Below are 18690 nucleotides of genomic sequence, written 5' to 3'. Positions count from 1 at the left end.
CGCCCTCCGCGTCGGGAATCCGCCGCCACCACACCGGCGGCAAATTCGCCGGAGTGGGCGGGCCTGCGGACGGGTAGATCTCCCCAGGTCGGGGCCCCGTGGAAGCCGGCGGCAAGATCCGTCCGACAAAAAGGACAGTTGACTGTTTAACGCCGGACGGGTTTGTGGATTTAGGTATGCCTAACCTAATGTAACGACGCGTGCCGACCATCAAACCACCTGCCACCGCACCCCCTGTGCCCGATGCGCTGCCCGCCGCGAAGGTCCTGCGGCGCGTCCCGTTGTTCGTGACCGGGCTCTGTGCCCTGGCGGTCTGTGCCGCTCTGAGCCTCGCCCTCGGCGCCCGTTCCGTACCGCTGTCCACCGTGTGGGACGCGCTGTCCGGGACCGTCCACGGGCGGGACGCCCTGGTGGTGACGGGCCTTCGGCTGCCGCGCACGCTGATCGCCCTCGCGGTCGGCGCGGCGCTCGGCGTCGGCGGAGCGGTCGTCCAGGGCGTCACCCGCAACCCGCTCGCGTCCCCGACGACCCTCGGCATCAACGCGGGTGCGGGCTTCGCGGTGGTGGTCGCGATCTACGCACTGCACCTGACCCGCCCCGGCCAGTACGTCTGGTTCGCGTTCGCGGGGGCCGCGGTCGCCGCGGTGTTCGCCCAGGCCCTGGCCCGGCGGGCGGGCGACCTCGACCCCGCGCGGCTCGCGCTGGGCGGCACCGTCCTCCAACTCGTCCTGCTCTCCTGGACGTCGACGGTCATGCTGGCCAGCAAGCGGTCGCTGGACGAGGCCCGCTTCTGGATGGCGGGATCGCTGGCCGAGCGCCCGCTGTCGGTGCTCTACCCGGTGCTGCCGACCTTGGCGCTCGGACTCGTCCTCGCGCTCGCCCTCGCCCCCGCGCTCAACGCGCTGGCGCTGGGCGACGACGCGGCGCAGGCGCTGGGCGTGCGGGTGTCTCGGATCCGGGTGGCCGGCGGGCTGGCCGTCGTCCTGCTCGCCGCGTCGGCGGTGGCCGTGGCCGGTCCGCTCGCCTTCATCGGGCTGGCCGCGCCGCACCTGGTCCGCCAGCTGCTGCGCACCTCCGACCACCGGATCGTGGTACCCGGCTGCCTGATCGCCGGTCCGCTGCTGCTGCTCGCCGCCGACATCCTCGGACGGGTCGTCATCCGGCCCTCCGAGCTGCAGGTCGGCATCATCAGCGCGTTCCTCGGCGCGCCGCTGCTGGCGCTGCTGGCCCGGAAGGTGGCCCGATGACCGACCTCGTGGAGAACAAGAAGACGCCCGGTACGGCGTCCGCCGCCGCTCCCGCGGCACCGGGACGACGGCGCACGCTCCGCCGGACCCCGCTGCTCGCCCTGGTCGGCGTGGTGCTGCTCGGGGCCCTGGTGACGGTGTCCGTGGCCAACGGCGACATGCCGCTGCCGCCCGCCGACGCGGTCAAGGGGCTGTTCGGGATCGGCGATTCCGCCACGGTGCTGGTGGTCCAGGAGTTCCGGGCCCCGCGGATGGTCGCGGCGCTCGTCGCGGGGGCGGGCCTGGCGGTGGCCGGTGCCCTGCTCCAGCGGCTGTTCCGCAATCCGCTCGCCTCCCCCGATGTGATGGGTGTGACCGGCGGTGCCTCGTTCGGCGCGGTGGCGATGCTGGCGGCCGGTGCCTCGCAGGCCCTGATGCCGCTGGCCGCGCTGGGCGGCGGGCTGCTCGCCGCGGCGCTGCTGGGGGTGTTCGGCTGGCGCTCGGGGGTCAGTGTGACCCGCCTGGTGCTGGTCGGTCTGGCCGTACAGGCGGGCCTGTCCGCGGCCGTGACCTTCATGGTCGTCCGGTTCCCCACCGAACTCGCCGGATCTGCACTGCAGTGGACGACGGGCTCGGTGTACGGGCGGACCTGGACCGAGGTGTGGTCCGCGGGCGGGGCGATGGCCGTGGCGCTGCTCGCCGCCTTCGCCCTGCACCGCCGGCTGGCCGTCCTCGACCTGGGCGACGACTCGGCCGGGGCGCTCGGCCTGCACACCCACACCGCCCGGCTGCAGGTGCTGGTCTGCGCCATCGTGCTGGCCTCGCTGGCCGCCGCGCTGACCGGCCCGGTCGCGTTCGTCGCGCTCGCGGTGCCGCACATCGTGCGGTTCCTCGCCGGGCCGCCGACCGCCGGGACGCTGGCGCTGTCCGGCCTCGCCGGTGCCGTCCTGCTGCTGGCCTCCGACCTCGTGGCGCAGTACCTGCTGCCGGTCAGCGGGCTGCCGGTCGGTGTGGTCACCGCCACGCTGGGTGCGCCGTGGCTGCTGGTGTTGATGATCCGTCAGAGCAGTTCCGTCAACAGGAGTGTCCGATGACCGCCAACCAGCTCTCCACCCAGGGCCTCGATCTGCGCTACGGCGACCGGCTGATCGTCGGCGGCCTCGACCTGGTGCTGCCCGGCGGCGCCGTCACCGCCGTCGTCGGCCCCAACGCCTGCGGCAAGTCGACGCTGCTGCGCGGCCTGACCCGGCTGCTGACGCCGTCCGCCGGCACCGTCGCGCTGGACGGCTCCGACATCCACCGGATGCCGGCCAAGGCGCTGGCGCTGCGCATGGGGCTGCTCCCCCAGCAGCCGGTCACGCCCGACGCGATCACGGTCGAGGCGCTGGTACGGCTGGGCCGCTACCCCCACCAGCGGCTGCTGAGCCCCTGGTCGGCGGCCGACCAGCAGGCGGTGGAGGAGGCGCTGCGGCGCACCGGCACCGTGGAGCTGCGCGACCAGCCCGTCGACCGGCTCTCCGGCGGCCAGCGGCAGCGCGCCTGGATCGCGCTCGCGCTGGCGCAGGACACCGACCTGCTGCTGCTCGACGAGCCGACCACCTTCCTCGACCTGCGCCACCAGCTCGACGTCCTCGACCTGGTCGCCGAACTGCACGCCGAGGCGGGCCGCACCGTGGTGATGGTGCTGCACGACCTCGGGCAGGCGGCCCGTTACGCGGACCACCTCGTGGTCCTCAAGGACGGGCAGCTGGCGGCGGCCGGCGCACCGGCGGACGTGCTCGACGCGGAGCTGGTCAAGTCCGTTTTCGACGTGGACTGCCGGGTCATCCCCGACCCCGAGACCGGCACCCCGCTGGTCGTCCCCAAGGGCAGCGCGAAACGGCACACCGCCGTCTCCGCCTGACCCCTCCCCCACGCCCTCTCCCCTTTCCGCTCCCCCTAAGGAAGTTGCTTTCATGTTCACCAGATCCTCTCTGCGCGGCTCCGGACGGCTGCCGGCCGCGCTGCTCACCGTCGTCCTGGGCGCCGGCGCCCTCACCGCGTGCGGCGGCAGCACCTCCTCCGGGGGCGACGACGCGGCGAAGGCAGGCGCCGGGTTCCCGCGCAGCGTCAAGAGCGCCATGGGCGGCGACGTGAAGATCCCCGCCAAGCCCAAGCGCGTGGTCGTCCTGGACACCGGTGAGCTCGACGACGTCACCACGCTCGGCGTCAAGCCGGTCGGCGCGGTCTCCCCGCACATGAAGACCGAGGGCGGCTTCCCGACCTACCTCAAGGACGAGATCGGGGGTGTCAAGGACGTCGGTCCGCTGCTGGAGCCGAACCTGGAGAAGATCATCGCCCTGAAGCCCGACCTGATCCTGTCCTCCAAGGTCCGGCACGAGAAGATCTACGACAAGCTCCAGCAGATCGCGCCGACGGTCTTCACCGAGACCACCGGCGGCCCCTGGAAGGCCAACCTCAAGGTCCACGCCAAGGCGCTGGGGCTGGAGAAGGAAGCCGACCGGAAGCTGACGGAGTACCAGAGCCGGGCCAAGGCGCTGGGCGAGGCCATCAAGAAGAAGTACCACGGCAAGATGCCGTCGGCGTCCGTGGTGCGCTTCGTCGCGGGCCCGACCCGCCTCTACCAGAAGTCCTCCTACAGCGGTGTGGTCCTCGACGACATCGGCCTGGCCCGGCCGAAGTCGCAGAGCTCGACCGACCCGGCCAAGACGATGCTCGACGTCAGCCCCGAGCAGATCGACAAGGCCGACGCGGACCTGGTGTTCGTGACGACCGCGGACACCCCGAGCAAGACCCAGCAGAAGGACGTCACGTCCAACCCGGTCTGGAAGGACCTGCCGGCCGTCAAGAAGCACAAGGTCTTCGACGTGCCCGACGAGACCTGGATGTCCGGCATCGGCATCCAGGCCGCCGAGCACATGCTCGCCGACGTGGCCAAGGCCACCGGCGTGCCGCTGCCGAAGGCCTGACCCGCCCGAACCGGGGGTGGGCCGCCGTCCCCACGGCCCGCCCCCGTCCCCGACGTCCCCCGCACCACCCTTGAACCTGAAGGGCCCCGTCCCATGCGGATGTACCTGCTCGCGCTCAACCCCACCGACTCGGTCACCGAGGGATTCCTCCCCGCCGCCGCCCGCCTCGGTCTCGATGTCACGCTGCTGACGGACCAGCCCGAGGCCCACCGGCGCGCCGGCTGCCGGGCCGACGAGGTCCTGGAGTGCGACGTCCGTGACTTCCGTGCGGTCATCACCCGCATCGCCACGCACCACCCGGCCGCCGCGGTCTTCACCAACAGCGACCACCTGCAGACCCAGGCGGCCCTGGCCGCCGATTACTTCGGGCTGCCCGGCAAGGACTGGCGGGCCACGCTGCGCGCCAAGAACAAGGCCGAGATGCGCCGCCACCTCGCCGCGTCCGGCGCCGACACCGTGCGGTCCGCCGAGCTCGCGCCCGGCCGGGACCCGTCCGCCCTGACCGCCGCGGGGCTGCCCTACCCCTGTGTCGTCAAACCGCGTGAGGGCGTGGCCAGCGAGGACGTGCTGCTGGCCGAGGGACCCGCGGAGCTGGAGGCGCGCGCCCGGGAGATCCAGGCCCGGCGCCCGCAGGCGGCGCTGGTCGCCGAGGAGTTCCTGGCCGGCGAGCTCTACACCCTGGAGACCCTGGGCGACGGCCGGCGGCGCCACCTCCTGGGCGGTTTCCACACCACGCTCTCCGCGCCGCCGTCCTTCATCGAGGAGCGGCACGACTTCGTCGCCGCCCACCCGGAGCCCGTCGTCGCCCAGGTGCTGGCGCAACTCGACGCGCTGGGCGTCGGGTTCGGCGCCTGCCACACCGAGTTCGTGGTGCACGAGGGCCGGGCGCGGCTCATCGAGGTGAACTACCGCGTCATCGGCGACCAGTGCGATCTGCTGCTCGCCCGGGTCCTGGGCATCGAGCTGTTCGAGCACGTCCTGCGCACTCACCTCGGCGAGCCGCTGCCCGCCGACCTCGGTGTCCGGCCGGGCGGCGCGGGCCGGGTGGAGTACGCCCTCGCCGACCGGGCCGGGACGCTCACCGCCGCGCCCGCCGCCACGGACCGCGAGACGGACGGCGTACGGCTGGCCTACCGGCCGCTGCGCGCGGTCGGCACCGAGCACCCGCACTACCGCACCAACCGCGACTACCTCGGCGTCCTGCGGGCCACCGGCACCGACCGCGACGCCCTGGACCGGGCCGCGCAGGACTTCTTCACCGCCGAGCGCTGGGAGATCTCGTCATGACCGTCTCCCCCGACACCACCGACGCTCCGGCCGGGCAGGAGACGGCCGGCGCGGCCGAGGAGTCCGAGCTGCTGCTGCGGGTGCTGAGCGCGCTGCTGCGCGAGGACGTGGTCGGCCTGCGCAGCGCCGGCACGCGGCTGGAGCGGCCGGACGGCCCCTGGCTGCGGCTGCCCGCGGGTCCGGCGGCCGGTGCCCTGCTGCTGCCGCTGGGCGCGGACGGCTACCAGAGCACCTGGGCGGCCCGGCTGCCGCTGCTGGTCCGCGAGTCCGACGGCGCCCGGCTGACGACCGTCGACGCGGTCCTCACGGCGCTGCGCGCGCTCGCCGACCCGGCCGACCGGCCCGGCTTCGACGCGTTCGCCGAGGAGTGCCGGCAGACCCTGGCCACGATGCGGCTGCACACCCGCACCCGGGACGCCGTCGACCGACTGCTGACGGAGCGTCACGGCACCTCGCCCGCCGCCTGGCAGGGGCTGACCGGCGGCCTGGCGTACGACACCCTGGCCGCCCGCACCGACCACCCCGTCTACCCGACCTCGCGGGGCCGCTCCGGCCTGGACGACGGCCAACTGCACGCCTACGCGCCCGAGTTCCATCCCCGGTTCGCACTGCGCTGGCTGGCCGTGCCGCGCGCCGCGACGACCGTCGCGGGCGGCGGGACCGCGGCCCTGCCCGCGTGCTGGCCGGCGCCGGCCGAGCTGGGCCTGCCGCGCCTCGACGAGAGTCATCTCGCCCTGCCCGTCCACCCGTTGACGCTCGGCGACCCGCTGCGCGAGGCCCTGCGCGAGACCGGCCTGGAGGGCGAGGCGGTGCTGTCCGCGCGCCCGCTGCTGGACGCGGTGCCGACCCTGTCGATGCGGACCGTGGCGATCGACGCCGATCCCCGTCTGCACCTGAAACTGCCGCTGGCCACCGCGACGCTGGGGCTGCGCAACCGGCGCACCATCAAGCCCCGCACCCTCATCGACGGCGCGGAGGGCCAGCGACTGCTGGAGACGGTGATCGCCCGCGAACCGCGGTTCGCTGAGTCGGTCCTGCAGGCCGACGAGACGGTGTACGCCCACGCGGACCACGAGCTGCTCGCCGTGCTGTGCCGGCGCTACCCGGCCGGGCTGGACGGCAGCGCCGTGGTGCCGATGGCCGCGCTGCTGGGCCGGGCGCCCGGCGGACGGCTGGTGATCGACGAACTCGCCGACCGCTTCTACGGCGGTGACCCACTGGCCCTGCTGGACGCCGCGCTGACCCTGCTCTTCGACTGGCAGACCACCCTGTTCGGCTACGGCATCGGCCTGGAGTCGCACCAGCAGAACATCTCGCTGGTCCTGGACGAAGGGGCGCACGGCACCCGGCTGCGGCTGCTGTTCAAGGACAACGACGCGCCGCGCCTCAACGCCGTACGGCTACGCGAGACCCTGGGCGACGACGCCCCGGACCCGGCGGACTTCGCCGATCCGCGGATCTTCGCGGACCACGACCGGCCGGTGCTGGACCTGTTCACCACCATCACCCTCCATCTGTGCGCGGGCTCCTACGCCTTCGGGCTGGCCCGGCACGGACGGGCACCGCTCGACCGGCTGCTGAGCCTGGTCCGCGACCGGCTCGCCGAGGCCGTCGCGCGGCTGGGCACCGCGCCGGGCGGACCGGGCGCCGCGCTGCGCGCGCACGTCCTGGACGCCGCGGAACTGCCGGTCAAGGCGATGGTCAGCGCCGGGACCCTGCTGTCCAAGGAGCGGTCCGGCGCGGCCGACATCAACAAGCACTACACCACCGGCCCCAACTATCTGCTGCCGACGGGGATTTCCCGATGAGCCCGATGAAAACCGCCACCGCCGCACGGGTCGCACCCCCGGCCGTCGAGAACGAGGCCGGCCCCGGACTCGCCCGCCGCCAGGTCTTCGCCGTCGCCGGCTGCTACTTCGTGGCCTCGTTCGCCGCGCTGGGCCTGCCGCCCTACCTCACCGAGATCCTGCCCGAGCTGGGCGACGGCGCCGCCCGCTGGGCCGGCCTGCTCTACATCGTGCCCACCATCTTCGGCGCCATCGGCGCGCCGCTGTGGGGGCGGCTCGCGGACCGCTTCGGCCGCAAACGGCTGCTGCTGCGCGCGCAGTTGGGGCTCGCCGCGGCGTTCCTGCTGGCGGGCTGGGCCGACTCGATCGGCACCTTCGCCGCCGCGCTGGTGCTCCAGGGCGTGCTGGGCGGCACCTTCGCCGCGTCCAACGGCTACCTGGGGGCGGCGCTGGAGGGCCATGCGCTGTCCCGGGCGCTGACGCTGATGCAGGGCAGCGCCCGTGCGGCGCTGGTGTGCGCGCCGATCGTGGTCGGCGCGCTGACGCCGTGGCTGTCGCCGCACCGCCAGTACGCGCTGCTGGCCGTGCTGCCGCTGGCCGCCGCCGCGATGCTGGCGGCGCTGCCGGAGCCGCCGCGGTCCCGGACCGCCGCGCCGCAGACCGCCGCGGCGGAGGTCGAGGCGGACGGGACGCCGCCGGTCGAGGCGACGGCGGAGCCCTCCGGGCGCGCCCCGGCCGCTTCCCTGCGGGCCCTGTACGCCATCGAGTTCGCCTTCGTCTTCTCCACCGTCATCTCCTTCCCGTACCTGATCTCCCTCATCAAGGAGCGGATACCCGGCACCGGACCGATGGTGTCCGGTGTCCTCTTCGCCCTGCCGCACATGTGCTACCTGATCGCCGCGATCCCGGTGCACTCGCTCTTCCGCCACCGCCCCCGGGCCGGCATAGCGCTCGGCTTCGGCTGTATCGCGCTGGGCCTGGCCGGGCACGGCATCGCCCACTCGCTCACCGCCTTCGTCGCGGTCCGCCTGGTGCTCGGCGCCGGCCTCACCCTGGGCCTGGTGTGCATGTCGGTGCTGGCCGCCGACTGCGCCAAGGGCCGTGCCCCCGGCGGGCTGTTCGGCTCGATCGAATTCTTCTCCAAGGCCGGCGCGGTCGCCGCCGGCATGGCCGCGGCCGTCGGGAACGACTGGTTCGGCCCCACCGCGCCCGTCCTGACCGGGACCGCGATTGCGCTGGTCACCGTGGTGGCGACCGCCCTCCCCCGCCTTCCCCGTACTCTCCGCACCCGCAGGAGCCTTTGATGCCCTCGCTGACCAATTCACCCGCCCCCGCCGCGGCCGGCGCCGCCCCCGCCGGTCTGCCCACCGCGGACCAGGCCGTGGCGCACACCCTGCTCAACTGCCTGCTGCGGGAGGTGTCCGGGCCCGAGCACCAGACCGCCGTCGACCACGGGCGGCTGCTGCTGCGCCTGCCGCGCCGCGGCGTGCTGCTGCGGGTCGCGCTGCGGCGGACCTCGCTGTTCGGCGCGCACCGGTTCACCGGCCCGGTGTCCGAACAGACCGCGGACGGCTGGGCCGAGGTCGGCTGGCGCCGGCTGGCCGAGTACGTGCACGCCGAGCTGTCGCTGCGCACCGGCGTCGACAACGAGGAGTTTCTGGCCCAGATCGCCTCCAGCCACCAGGCCGTCTCGGCGGCGCTGGCGGCCCGTACGGAGCAGGACCCGGCCGCCCCGGCGGACGGCGCGGACGGCTGGCAGGCCGCCTACGTCACCTCCGAGCAGTCGCTGCTCCTGGGCCACCGCTTCCACCCGACCCCCAAGGCCCGCACCGGCGACCCCACCGCCTGGCAGTCCTACGCCCCCGAGACCGGGGCGGTCTTCCCGCTGCTGCTGCTCGCCGTGCGCGAGGAGCTGATCGCCGAGGAGCGGTCCGCCGACGGGGCCGCCGACCCGCTGGACGCGCTGCACGCCGACGTTCCCGACGGCTACCGGCTGCTGCCCGTCCACCCCTGGCAGTACGAGCTGCTGCGCGACCACGCGGGCCTCGCGGAGGCACTGGAGCGCGACGACATCCGCGTCCTGGGCAGCAGCGAGACGCCGTTCGCCGCCACCGCTTCGGTGCGCACGCTCTACGACGGCGACGCCTTCCTGAAGTTCAGCCTCAACATCCGGATCACCAACTGCCTCCGGAAGAACGCCAGTTACGAGCTGTCCGGGGCGGTGGCCCTCACCCGGCTGCTGGCGCCGGCGCTCGCCGACCTCGCCGCCCGCTTCCCCGGCGCCGCGGTGCTCCGCGAGCCCGCCTACCGCAGCCTCGCGCTGCCCGGCGCCGACGGCCGCCCGGACACCGAGCTGCTGGAGGGCTTCGGCGTCATCGTCCGCGAGGGCCTGTCCCAGCGGCTGCTGCCGGGCACCACCCCGCTGCTGGCGGGCGCGGTCGCCGACGAGTACCCCACCAGCGCCGCGCACCTCTCGCGCCTCCTGGAAGGCGCCGGCCCGCAGGCCGCGCTGGAGTGGTGGGCCGCCTACCTCAACCTGCTCGTGCCGCCGGTGCTCGCCGCCTACTTCGACCACGGCCTGGTGCTGGAGCCGCACCTGCAGAACGTGCTGGTCTGCGTCGACGGCGACGGGATGCCCGCGCAGGTCCTCTTCCGCGACCTGGAGGGCACCAAGCTCGTCCCCGAGCACCACGCCGGCCTGCTGGCCTCGCTGCCCGAGCAGGTCGCGGCGCCGATGACGTACGACGCCCAGCGCGGCTGGGACCGGGTGGTGTACTGCCTGCTGGTCAACCACGTCGCCGAGATGCTCGCCGCGCTCGCCGACCTGCACCCGGACACCGAGACCGAGCTGTGGGCGCAGGTCCGCCGCACCCTGCAGGCCCACGCCGACCGCTACGGCTGCCCGCCGCGGCTGGCCGCGCTGCTGGCCGGCGTCCCGCTGCCCGCCAAGGCCAACCTGCTCACCCGCTGGGAGCGCAAGGCCGACCGCGAGGCCGGCTACGTCCGGCTGGCGTCGCCGCTGGCCGAGGCCGTTCTGTCGGGCGCCGCGCGCACCGACGACACCACCCCCTGGAGCGCATGATGACCACCCCCGCCCCCGCCCTCACCCCGGACGTCCGCGACCGCGCCCGGTCCCTCGCGCCCGGGGAACTGCCCGCCTACCTCTACGACCTGACGGCGCTGCGCACGCACCTGGCGGAGGTACGGGCCGCGCTGCCGGACCGAGTGGAGCTGTACTACGCGGCCAAGGCCAACCCCGAGCCGGAGATCCTGGCGGCGCTGCGCCCGTACGTGGACGGCTACGAGGTCTCCTCCGGCGGCGAGCTGGCACACGTCGGCAAGGCCGTGCCGGGCGCCCCGCTCGCCTTCGGCGGACCGGGCAAGACGCCCGCCGAGGTCGCCCGAGCGCTGGAGCTGGGCGTGGAGCGCTTCCACGTGGAGAGCGTGTACGAGATCCACCTGCTCGCGAGCCTGGCCGCCCGCCTCGCCCCCGAGCGCCGGGTAGCGGTGCTGGCCCGCTTCAACCTGCCGGTCGACGACGGCTCCCTGGACGGCAGTTCGCTGGCCATGGGCGGCCGTCCCACCCCCTTCGGGCTGGACCCGGACCAGGCCGGTGAGGTCGTCGCCCTGCTCACCGACGGCACCTGCCCGCAGCTCGAACTCCGCGGCATCCACGCCCATTTGGCCAGCGGCCTGGAGGCGCCCGAGCAGCTCGCGGTGTCCGAGGCCATCGTGGCGTGGGCCGCCGCCCTGGCCGCGCAGCACCGCGTCCCGCTGACCGAGGTGACCCTCGGCGGCGGCATGGCCGTCGACTACGCCGACCCGGAGCGCCGGTTCGACTGGACGGCCTTCGGCGCGGGCCTGGCGCGGCTCGCCGACGCCCACCCCGGCCTCACCCTGCGCCTGGAGCCGGGGCGCGCGCTCACCGCGTACTGCGGCTGGTACGCCACCGAGGTGCTGGACGTGAAGCACAGCCACGGCGAGGAGTTCGCCGTGGTCCGCGGCGGCACCCACCATCTGCGCACCCCCGCCACCAAGGGCCACGACCAGCCCTGCACGGTCCTGACCTCCGACACGCCCTGGCCGCACCCCTGGCCGCGGTCGGCCGCGCGCGGCGGCCTGGTCACCGTCACCGGGCAGCTGTGCACCCCCAAGGACGTCCTCGCCCGCGATGTCCCGGCACCGGGGCTGCGGGCCGGTGACCGGGTGGTGTTCGGGGTCGCCGGAGCGTACGCCTGGAACATCTCGCACCACGACTTCCTGATGCACCCGCGGCCCGGCTTCCACTTCCTGGGCGCCGCGGAGCCCGGCACGACCGGGGAGGTCTGAGATGCTCCGCCCCAACGAGGTCCGGCACCGGCTCGCCGCGGGCGAGGAGGCGTACGGGCTGTTCAGCACGCTGCCCGAGCCCGCCATGGTCGAGATGATCGGCTGCGCGGACTACGACTTCGTGATCCTGGACACCGAGCACACCCTCGTCGACCCGCAGCGGCTGGAGAACCTCATCCGGGCCGCCGAGACGACCGGGCTCACCCCCTTCGTCCGGGTCCCCGAGGCCGATCCCGGCGCCGTGCTGCGCGCCCTGGACGCCGGGGCGATGGGCATCGTCGTCCCGCACGTCCGCGGCCGCGCGGACATCGACGCCACGATCCGCGCCGCCCGCTACGCACCCGAGGGCATGCGCTCCCTCAACGGCGGCCGGGGCCCCGGCTTCGGCCGCATCGACCCGGCCGAGTACCTCCGCCGGGCCAACGCGGAGATCATGATCGTGGCGCTCCTGGAGGACCGGGAGGGCGTCGAGGCGATCGACGAGATCCTCGCCCCCGGCGGCGTCGACCTGGTCCTGCCGGGCCCCGGCGACCTCTCCCAGTCCTACGGGGTCCCCTGGCAGGTCCGCCACCCCCGCATCCAGGAAGCGGTCCGGGCCCTGCGCGACGCCTGCGCCCGCCACGACGTGCCGTTCTGCGCCATGTCCACCACCCCGGAGCGCCGCGCGCAGTGGCACGCCGACGGTGTCCGGGCCTTCGTCCTGGGCGAGGACCGCGACCTGACGGCGCGGGCGCTGCGGGAACACCGGCAGCGGACCGCGGGGCAGGGGTGACGGCAACTCCTTCGGCGGTACCTCCGCGCGCTCCGGGCGGGTAACTGATGACCGGGTAACCGATCGTCCGAAGGAGCTGAGCGGGACATGGCCCAGAACACAGCATTCATCATCGCGGGAGCGGGGCTGGCCGGCGCGAAGGCCGCGGAGGCGTTGCGGACGGAGGGCTTCGACGGGCCCGTCCTGCTGCTGGGCGAGGAGCGCGAGCGTCCCTACGAGCGGCCGCCGCTCTCCAAGGGCTACCTCCTGGGCACCTCCGAGAAGGAGAAGGTCTACGTCCACCCGCCGCAGTGGTACGCCGCGAACGACGTCGACCTGCGCACCGGCAACGCCGTCACCGCCCTGGACCCGGCCGCCCACGAGGTGACCCTCGCCGACGGCAGCCGCCTGGGCTACGCCAAGCTGCTGCTGGCCACCGGCTCCACCCCGCGCACGCTGCCGGTGCCCGGCGCCGACCTCGACGGGGTCCACACCCTGCGGCGCCTGGCGGACAGCGACCGCCTCAAGGACGTCTTCCGCTCCGCGGCGCGGATCGTGGTGATCGGCGGCGGCTGGATCGGGCTGGAGACCGCGGCCGCCGCGCGGGCGGCCGGGGTCGAGGTGACCGTGCTGGAGTCGGCGCCGCTGCCCCTGCTGGGGGTGCTGGGCCCGGAGGTCGCCCAGATCTTCGCCGGTCTGCACACCGAGCACGGTGTCGCGCTGCGCTGCGACACCCAGGTCACCGAGATCACCGGCACCGACGGCGCGGTGGACGGGGTGCGGCTGGCCGACGGCACCCGTATCGCGGCCGACGCGGTCATCGTGGGCGTCGGGATCACCCCCAACAGCGAGCTGGCCGCCGCGGCCGGGCTCAAGGTCGACGACGGCGTCGTCGTGGACGAGCGGCTGTGCTCCTCCCACCCGGACATCCACGCCGCCGGCGATGTCGCGAACGCCTACCACCCCCTCCTGGGCAAGCACCTGCGCGTCGAGCACTGGGCCAACGCCCTCCACCAGCCCGCGACCGCGGCCCGCGCCATGCTGGGCCGGGAGGCGGTCCACGACCGGCTGCCGTACTTCTTCACCGACCAGTACGACCTGGGCATGGAGTACACCGGCCATGTGGAGCCGGGCGGGTACGACCGCGTGGTGTTCCGCGGCGACACCGCGGCCCGGGAGTTCATCGCCTTCTGGCTCTCCGGCGGCCGGGTGCTGGCCGGGATGAACGTGAACGTCTGGGACGTGACCGAGCCGATCCGGGCGCTGGTGGCGAGCGGGCGGGCCGTGGACCCCGAGCGGCTCGCCGACCCCGGCGTGCCGCTGGAGGAACTGCTGCCCTGAGCGGTGGCCGCCGGCCGTCCTCACGGGGCGCGGCCGGCGGCTGTGTGGCCGCCGTAACGACGGATGATCGCTCGGCGTGACACCCGGTTAACGGGCGATTCCTACCGTGGTGCGCAGCAGCCGACCACGAAGGGGACCGCCCGTGACCGCACCGGAACCGCAGGCCGAGAGCGTCACGCAGGTGCGGACGGCCTGCTCCTACTGCGGCGTGGGATGCGGGATCGTGCTGGACGTCGCGACGGGCCCGGACGGGCGGCGGACGGTCCGCGGGGCGGCCGGCGACAAGGCCCACCCGGCGAACCGCGGGCGGCTGTGCACGAAGGGCGCGACCAGCGCCGAGCTGCTCGCCGCGCCGGGGCGGCTGTCGGGTGCCCTGGTCCGCGCGGGACGCGGCGACGCGCCGGCGCCCGCGGCGATGGAGACCGCGGTCAAGGAGACCGCGGCGCGGCTGCGCGCCCTCGTCGACGAGCACGGCCCGGACGCCCTCGCCCTCTACGTCTCCGGCCAACTGACCCTGGAGGCACAGTACCTGGCGAACAAGCTCGCCAAGGGCTTCGTCCGCACCCGGCACATCGAGTCCAACTCGCGGCTGTGCATGGCGAGCGCGGGCAGCGGCTACAAGCTGTCGCTGGGCGCGGACGGCCCGCCCGGCTCGTACCAGGACTTCGAGCACGCCGACGTCTTCTTCGTCATCGGCTCCAACATGGCCGACTGCCATCCGATCCTCTTCCTGCGGATGATGGAGCGGGTGAAGGCCGGCGCCAAGCTGATCGTGGTCGACCCCCGGCGCACCGCCACCGCGGCCAAGGCCGACCTCTTCCTGCAGATCGCGCCCGGCACGGACCTGGCGCTGCTCAACGGCCTGCTGCACCTGCTGGTCGAAAACGGCGCCACCGACCCGGAGTTCATCGCCGAGCACACCGAGGGCTGGGAGGAGATGCCCGGCTTCCTGCGCGACTATCCGCCCGCGACGGTCGCCGGGCTCACCGGGATACCGGAGGCGGACCTGCGCCGGGCCGCGGAGTGGATCGGCGCCGCGGGCGACTGGATGAGCTGCTGGACCATGGGCCTGAACCAGAGCACCCATGGCACCTGGAACACCAACGCGCTGGTCAACCTGCATCTGGCGACCGGCGCGATCTGCCGTCCCGGCAGCGGCCCGTTCTCGCTCACTGGCCAGCCCAACGCGATGGGCGGCCGCGAGATGGGCTACATGGGTCCGGGCCTGCCCGGCCAGCGCTCGGCGTTGGTGGCCTCGGACCGGGCCTTCGTCGAGGAGCTGTGGGGTCTGGAGGCGGGGACGCTGCGGGCGGACGAAGGGGGCCAGGGGACCGTCGAGATGTTCCGGCGGATGGCGGACGGGGACATCAAGGCGTGCTGGATCATCTGCACCAACCCCGTCGCCTCGGTCGCCAACCGCCGCACGGTCATCGAGGGGCTGGAGGCGGCGGACTTCGTCGTCTCCCAGGACGTCTTCGCCGAGACCGAGACCCACGCCTACGCCGATGTGGTGCTGCCGGCGGCCATGTGGAGCGAGTCCGAGGGCGTGATGGTCAACTCGGAGCGCAACCTGACGCTGGTACGGCAGGCCGCCGACGCCCCGGGCGAGGCCTGGCCGGACTGGCGGATCATCGCCCGGATCGCCTGCGAGATGGGCTACGAGGACGCCTTCGGGTATCAGAGCGCGGAGGAGATATTCGAGGAGATCAAACGCGCCTGGAACCCGCACACCGGCTACGACCTGCGCGGCGTGAGCTACGAGCGGCTGCGGCACACCCCCGTGCAGTGGCCCAGCGCGTCCGCCGACGGCCCCGACCGCAACCCCGTGCGCTACCTCAACGACGGCACCAGCCAGACCCTGCGGGAGCGGCCGGACGGCACCCGCCCCCGGCTGTCCTTCCCCACGGCCAGCGGCCGGGCCGCCTTCTTCGCCCGCCCGCACCTCCCGCCGGCCGAGCTGCCCGACGACGACTTCCCGTACGTGCTGAACACCGGGCGGCTGCCCCACCAGTGGCACACCCTCACCAAGACCGGCAAGGTCGCCAAGCTGAACAAGCTCAACCCCGGCCCGTTCGTGGAGCTCCATCCGGACGACGCACGGGCGCTGGGCATCGCGGAGGGCGACGCCGTCGAGGTCGCCTCGCGGCGCGGCCGGGCGGTGCTGCCCGCCGTGCCGACCGACCGGGTGCGGCCCGGGAACTGCTTCGCGCCGTTCCACTGGAACGACCTGTTCGGTGAGTATCTCAGCGTCAACGCGGTGACCCATGACGCGGTCGACCCGGTCTCCTTCCAGCCCGAGTTCAAGGCGTGCGCGGTGTCCCTGGTCCGGGTGGCGGGCGAGGCGGGGCACGGGCAGGGCGGGACGGACGCGGCGGCGCGGACGGGCGGCGCGGACGGGGCCGACGCGGGCCGGAGCCCCGGTACGGCCCAGCACCCCGGTACGGCGGGTGCGGTGGCCGCACTGACCGAGGTGTTCCAGCTCGCCGGTTCCGCCCCGCCGGAGCTGGCCGGGCACGAACGCCGCTATCTGTCCGGATTCCTCGCCGGGCTGGGCGCCGGGCCCGCCGGCGGCACGCCCGTGCTGCCCGACCTGGCGCCCTTCGCCCCGGAGAGCGCGCAGTGGGTCAACGGCGTGCTGGCCGGGATGTTCTCGCGGACGCCGGACGCCCGGCAGACACCCGCGACGGACCCGGCCCACGCCCCCGGCGAAACGCCCGGCGCCCCGCCCGCCCGTACGGTCCTCGTCCTGTGGGCCTCGCAGACCGGCAACGCGGAGGAGGCCGCCGCCGACGCGGCCCGCCGGCTGCGGGGCAGCGGGCGGGAGGCGACGCTGCTGAGCATGGCCGACAGCGCAACGGCCACGCTGCCCCGCGGCGCCGATCTGCTCGTGGTCACCAGCACCTTCGGCGACGGCGACGCCCCCGACAACGGGGCGGGGTTCTGGGAGACCCTCAACGCGCCGGACAGCCCGCGGCTGGACGGTATGCGCTACTCGGTCCTCGCGCTGGGCGATTCGTCGTACGACGACTTCTGCGGTCACGGCCGCCGGCTCGACGACCGGCTCGCCGAACTGGGCGCGCAGCGGCTGGCGCCCCGTACGGACTGCGAACCGGACTACGAACAGCCCGCGGGGCAGTGGCTCGACCAGGTCCTCACGGCCCTGGCCTCCGGCGCGGAGCCGGGCGAGGGGACGGGGGCGGAACCGGGCGGCGGGGCCGGGCCGGAGAGCGGTGCGGGGACCGAGGGCGGTGCGGGGCCGGCGAGTGGTGCGGACACCCGCGCCGCCGCTGGCCGGGCCCCCGCGGCCCCCGCCCCGCAGGCCGCACCCGCGGCGCGCACGTCCGCCCGTCCCTCCAAGGCCGCGCCCGCCACCGCCCGCCTCGTCGGCAATCAGCTGCTCAGCCGGGCCGGGGCCGCCAAGGAGGTGCGGCAGTTCACCTTCGACACCCGGGAGGGCGACGGCGCACCGCTGGAGTACGAGGCCGGGGACGCGCTCGGGGTGCTGCCGCGGAACTGCCCGGACCTGGTCGCGGAGTGGCTCGCCGTCACCGGACTCGACCCGGCCGCCGGCGTCGACCTCGCGGGCGTGGGCACGGTGCCGCTGGGCGAGGCCCTGCACCGCCACCTGGACATCGCCCGGATCACCCCCGGCCTGCTCCGGCTGGTCGCCGAACGCACCGGTGACCGCGTCCTGAAGAAGCTGCTGCGGCCGGACAACAAGGGCGAGCTGGCCCAGTGGACCTGGAGCCGGCAGGCCGTCGACGTCCTCGCCGAACACCCGGTCCGGGCCGGTGCGGCGGAGTGGGCCGGCGTCCTCAAACGCCTGCAGCCGCGGCTGTACTCCATCTCGTCGAGCCCGCTGACCGACCCCGCCCTGATCCGTCTGACGGTCTCCGTGGTGCGCTACGAGAACCGCCGCGGCGACCGGCGCAAGGGCGTCGCCTCCACCTTTCTGGCCGATGCCGAGCCCGGGTGCCCGGTGCCGGTGTTCGTGCAGCGCGCCGCCCACTTCCGTCCGCCGGCCGATCCGGCCACCCCGATGGTGATGGTGGGCCCCGGCACCGGCGTCGCGCCCTTCCTCGGCTTCCTCGACGAGCGGCGGGCCCGCGGCCACCGTGCCCCCAACTGGCTCTTCTTCGGCGAACAGCGCTGGGCCACGGACTTCTACCACGAGGAGGCCCTCGGCCGGCTGCGCCGCGAGGGCCTGCTCACCCGGCTGGACACCGCCTTCTCCCGCGACCAGCGCGCCAAGGTCTACGTCCAGGACCGGATGCGCGAACACGGCGCCCAGCTGTGGTCCTGGCTCCGGGACGGCGCCCACTTCTATGTGTGCGGCGACGCCTCCCGGATGGCCAAGGACGTGGACCGCGCGCTGCGGGACATCGCCGTCGCCCACGGCGGCCTGGCGGAGGAGGCGGCCGCCGGCTACGTCAAACAGCTCGCGGCGGAGAAGCGCTACGTCCGCGACGTGTACTGAGGAACCCGCCCGGCCGGGCCCGGGGCGCCCGCCTTCGCCGCTTTGGCCGTCATCAACTGCATGAACCACTCCATCACCGCGCGAACGGAGCGCTCCGCCGTCCGCCCGCGGATTTATTTCTTGAACGGGCCGGTACCGGGCATCGGACGGAGGATGGGGAGGAAGGAGAGCGCCATGACCCTGACGACCGTCCATGCCATGACCACCGCACCGCGGCCGAGGGGGCCCGAGCCGGTGCCGAGCGATCCGGACCCGGTGCCGCACGACCCGGTCCCCGCCGAGCCGGAACCGGACGAGCCGGGCCCGGTCCCCGAGGAACCGCCGGGCGCGGAACCGGACGAGCACCCGGTCCCCGAGCCGCCCGACTGACCGGCCCGCCCCGGTCACCCGCCTGCCCGCGGAGCCGCTGCCTCTGCCGTCGTCGCCCGGAAGGCCGCGACCATGCAGGTGCTCCCCGGCGGCCGGATCCGGCCGGGGCCGCGCACGCGCTCCACACCCGTTGCACGCGACCCTGACAGGGAGA

At 74.5% G+C, this 18690-nt stretch carries 13 protein-coding genes; all 13 read left to right on the top strand.

Going from position 1 to position 18690, the window contains the following annotated elements; translation table 11 throughout:
* Window positions 1-236: 236 nt before the first annotated feature.
* The 13 genes from K7396_RS31060 (at window position 237) to K7396_RS31000 (ending at window position 18536) form a co-directional block, all read left to right on the top strand.
* Complete coding sequence (locus tag K7396_RS31060; RefSeq protein ID WP_086721613.1) at window positions 237-1247, top strand: FecCD family ABC transporter permease; 1011 nt, start codon at window positions 237-239, stop codon at window positions 1245-1247.
* Window positions 1244-2320, top strand: coding sequence for a FecCD family ABC transporter permease (locus K7396_RS31055; RefSeq protein ID WP_086721614.1), 1077 nt, complete (start codon window positions 1244-1246; stop codon window positions 2318-2320). Before K7396_RS31060 ends, K7396_RS31055 begins: the two co-directional genes overlap by 4 nt.
* Window positions 2317-3129, top strand: a complete 813-nt coding sequence (locus K7396_RS31050; protein ID WP_086721615.1) for an ABC transporter ATP-binding protein — start codon at window positions 2317-2319, stop codon at window positions 3127-3129. Before K7396_RS31055 ends, K7396_RS31050 begins: the two co-directional genes overlap by 4 nt.
* A gap of 52 nt (window positions 3130-3181) precedes the next feature.
* Entirely contained in the window at window positions 3182-4195 is a 1014-nt protein-coding gene (locus tag K7396_RS31045) for an ABC transporter substrate-binding protein (protein ID WP_086721616.1), read from the top strand.
* A 93-nt stretch (window positions 4196-4288) separates the two neighbouring features.
* The gene (locus K7396_RS31040; RefSeq protein ID WP_152105055.1) at window positions 4289-5482 is read left to right on the top strand and encodes an ATP-grasp domain-containing protein; all 1194 of its coding nucleotides are present in this window, start codon (window positions 4289-4291) and stop codon (window positions 5480-5482) included.
* Window positions 5479-7290: an IucA/IucC family protein gene (locus tag K7396_RS31035; protein ID WP_086717933.1), complete on the top strand. Its 1812-nt coding sequence runs from the start codon at window positions 5479-5481 to the stop codon at window positions 7288-7290. Before K7396_RS31040 ends, K7396_RS31035 begins: the two co-directional genes overlap by 4 nt.
* A gap of 5 nt (window positions 7291-7295) precedes the next feature.
* Window positions 7296-8573 (top strand): MFS transporter, encoded by a 1278-nt coding sequence (locus K7396_RS31030; protein ID WP_086717931.1) that lies wholly within the window; start codon window positions 7296-7298, stop codon window positions 8571-8573.
* Entirely contained in the window at window positions 8573-10351 is a 1779-nt protein-coding gene (locus K7396_RS31025) for an IucA/IucC family protein (protein WP_152105056.1), read from the top strand. Before K7396_RS31030 ends, K7396_RS31025 begins: the two co-directional genes overlap by 1 nt.
* Entirely contained in the window at window positions 10351-11598 is a 1248-nt protein-coding gene (locus K7396_RS31020; RefSeq protein WP_174887006.1) for a type III PLP-dependent enzyme, read from the top strand. Before K7396_RS31025 ends, K7396_RS31020 begins: the two co-directional genes overlap by 1 nt.
* Window position 11599: 1 nt before the next feature.
* Entirely contained in the window at window positions 11600-12370 is a 771-nt protein-coding gene (locus tag K7396_RS31015) for an HpcH/HpaI aldolase family protein (RefSeq protein WP_086719053.1), read from the top strand.
* Between the two features lie 87 nt (window positions 12371-12457).
* Window positions 12458-13690, top strand: a complete 1233-nt coding sequence (locus K7396_RS31010) for an NAD(P)/FAD-dependent oxidoreductase (protein ID WP_086719052.1) — start codon at window positions 12458-12460, stop codon at window positions 13688-13690.
* Window positions 13691-13832: 142 nt separating this feature from the next.
* Complete coding sequence (locus K7396_RS31005; RefSeq protein WP_152105057.1) at window positions 13833-18167, top strand: bifunctional nitrate reductase/sulfite reductase flavoprotein subunit alpha; 4335 nt, start codon at window positions 13833-13835, stop codon at window positions 18165-18167.
* Between the two features lie 174 nt (window positions 18168-18341).
* Window positions 18342-18536: a hypothetical protein gene (locus K7396_RS31000; RefSeq protein ID WP_086721617.1), complete on the top strand. Its 195-nt coding sequence runs from the start codon at window positions 18342-18344 to the stop codon at window positions 18534-18536.
* Window positions 18537-18690: the final 154 nt, after the last annotated feature.

The sequence above is a fragment of the Streptomyces angustmyceticus genome (assembly GCF_019933235.1).
Taxonomy (GTDB): Bacteria; Actinomycetota; Actinomycetes; order Streptomycetales; family Streptomycetaceae; genus Streptomyces; species Streptomyces angustmyceticus.
The sequence above is the reverse complement of the archived record's forward strand: the minus strand, read 5'-3'. Positions and strand labels throughout refer to the sequence as shown.

Coding starts and splice junctions, on each gene's coding strand:
- K7396_RS31000 (WP_086721617.1), top strand. CDS start 18,342: ATGACCCTGACGACCGTCCATGCCATGACCACCGCACCGCGGCCGAGG.
- K7396_RS31055 (WP_086721614.1), top strand. CDS start 1,244: ATGACCGACCTCGTGGAGAACAAGAAGACGCCCGGTACGGCGTCCGCC.
- K7396_RS31010 (WP_086719052.1), top strand. CDS start 12,458: ATGGCCCAGAACACAGCATTCATCATCGCGGGAGCGGGGCTGGCCGGC.
- K7396_RS31040 (WP_152105055.1), top strand. CDS start 4,289: ATGCGGATGTACCTGCTCGCGCTCAACCCCACCGACTCGGTCACCGAG.
- K7396_RS31030 (WP_086717931.1), top strand. CDS start 7,296: ATGAAAACCGCCACCGCCGCACGGGTCGCACCCCCGGCCGTCGAGAAC.
- K7396_RS31045 (WP_086721616.1), top strand. CDS start 3,182: ATGTTCACCAGATCCTCTCTGCGCGGCTCCGGACGGCTGCCGGCCGCG.
- K7396_RS31020 (WP_174887006.1), top strand. CDS start 10,351: ATGACCACCCCCGCCCCCGCCCTCACCCCGGACGTCCGCGACCGCGCC.
- K7396_RS31025 (WP_152105056.1), top strand. CDS start 8,573: ATGCCCTCGCTGACCAATTCACCCGCCCCCGCCGCGGCCGGCGCCGCC.
- K7396_RS31050 (WP_086721615.1), top strand. CDS start 2,317: ATGACCGCCAACCAGCTCTCCACCCAGGGCCTCGATCTGCGCTACGGC.
- K7396_RS31015 (WP_086719053.1), top strand. CDS start 11,600: ATGCTCCGCCCCAACGAGGTCCGGCACCGGCTCGCCGCGGGCGAGGAG.
- K7396_RS31035 (WP_086717933.1), top strand. CDS start 5,479: ATGACCGTCTCCCCCGACACCACCGACGCTCCGGCCGGGCAGGAGACG.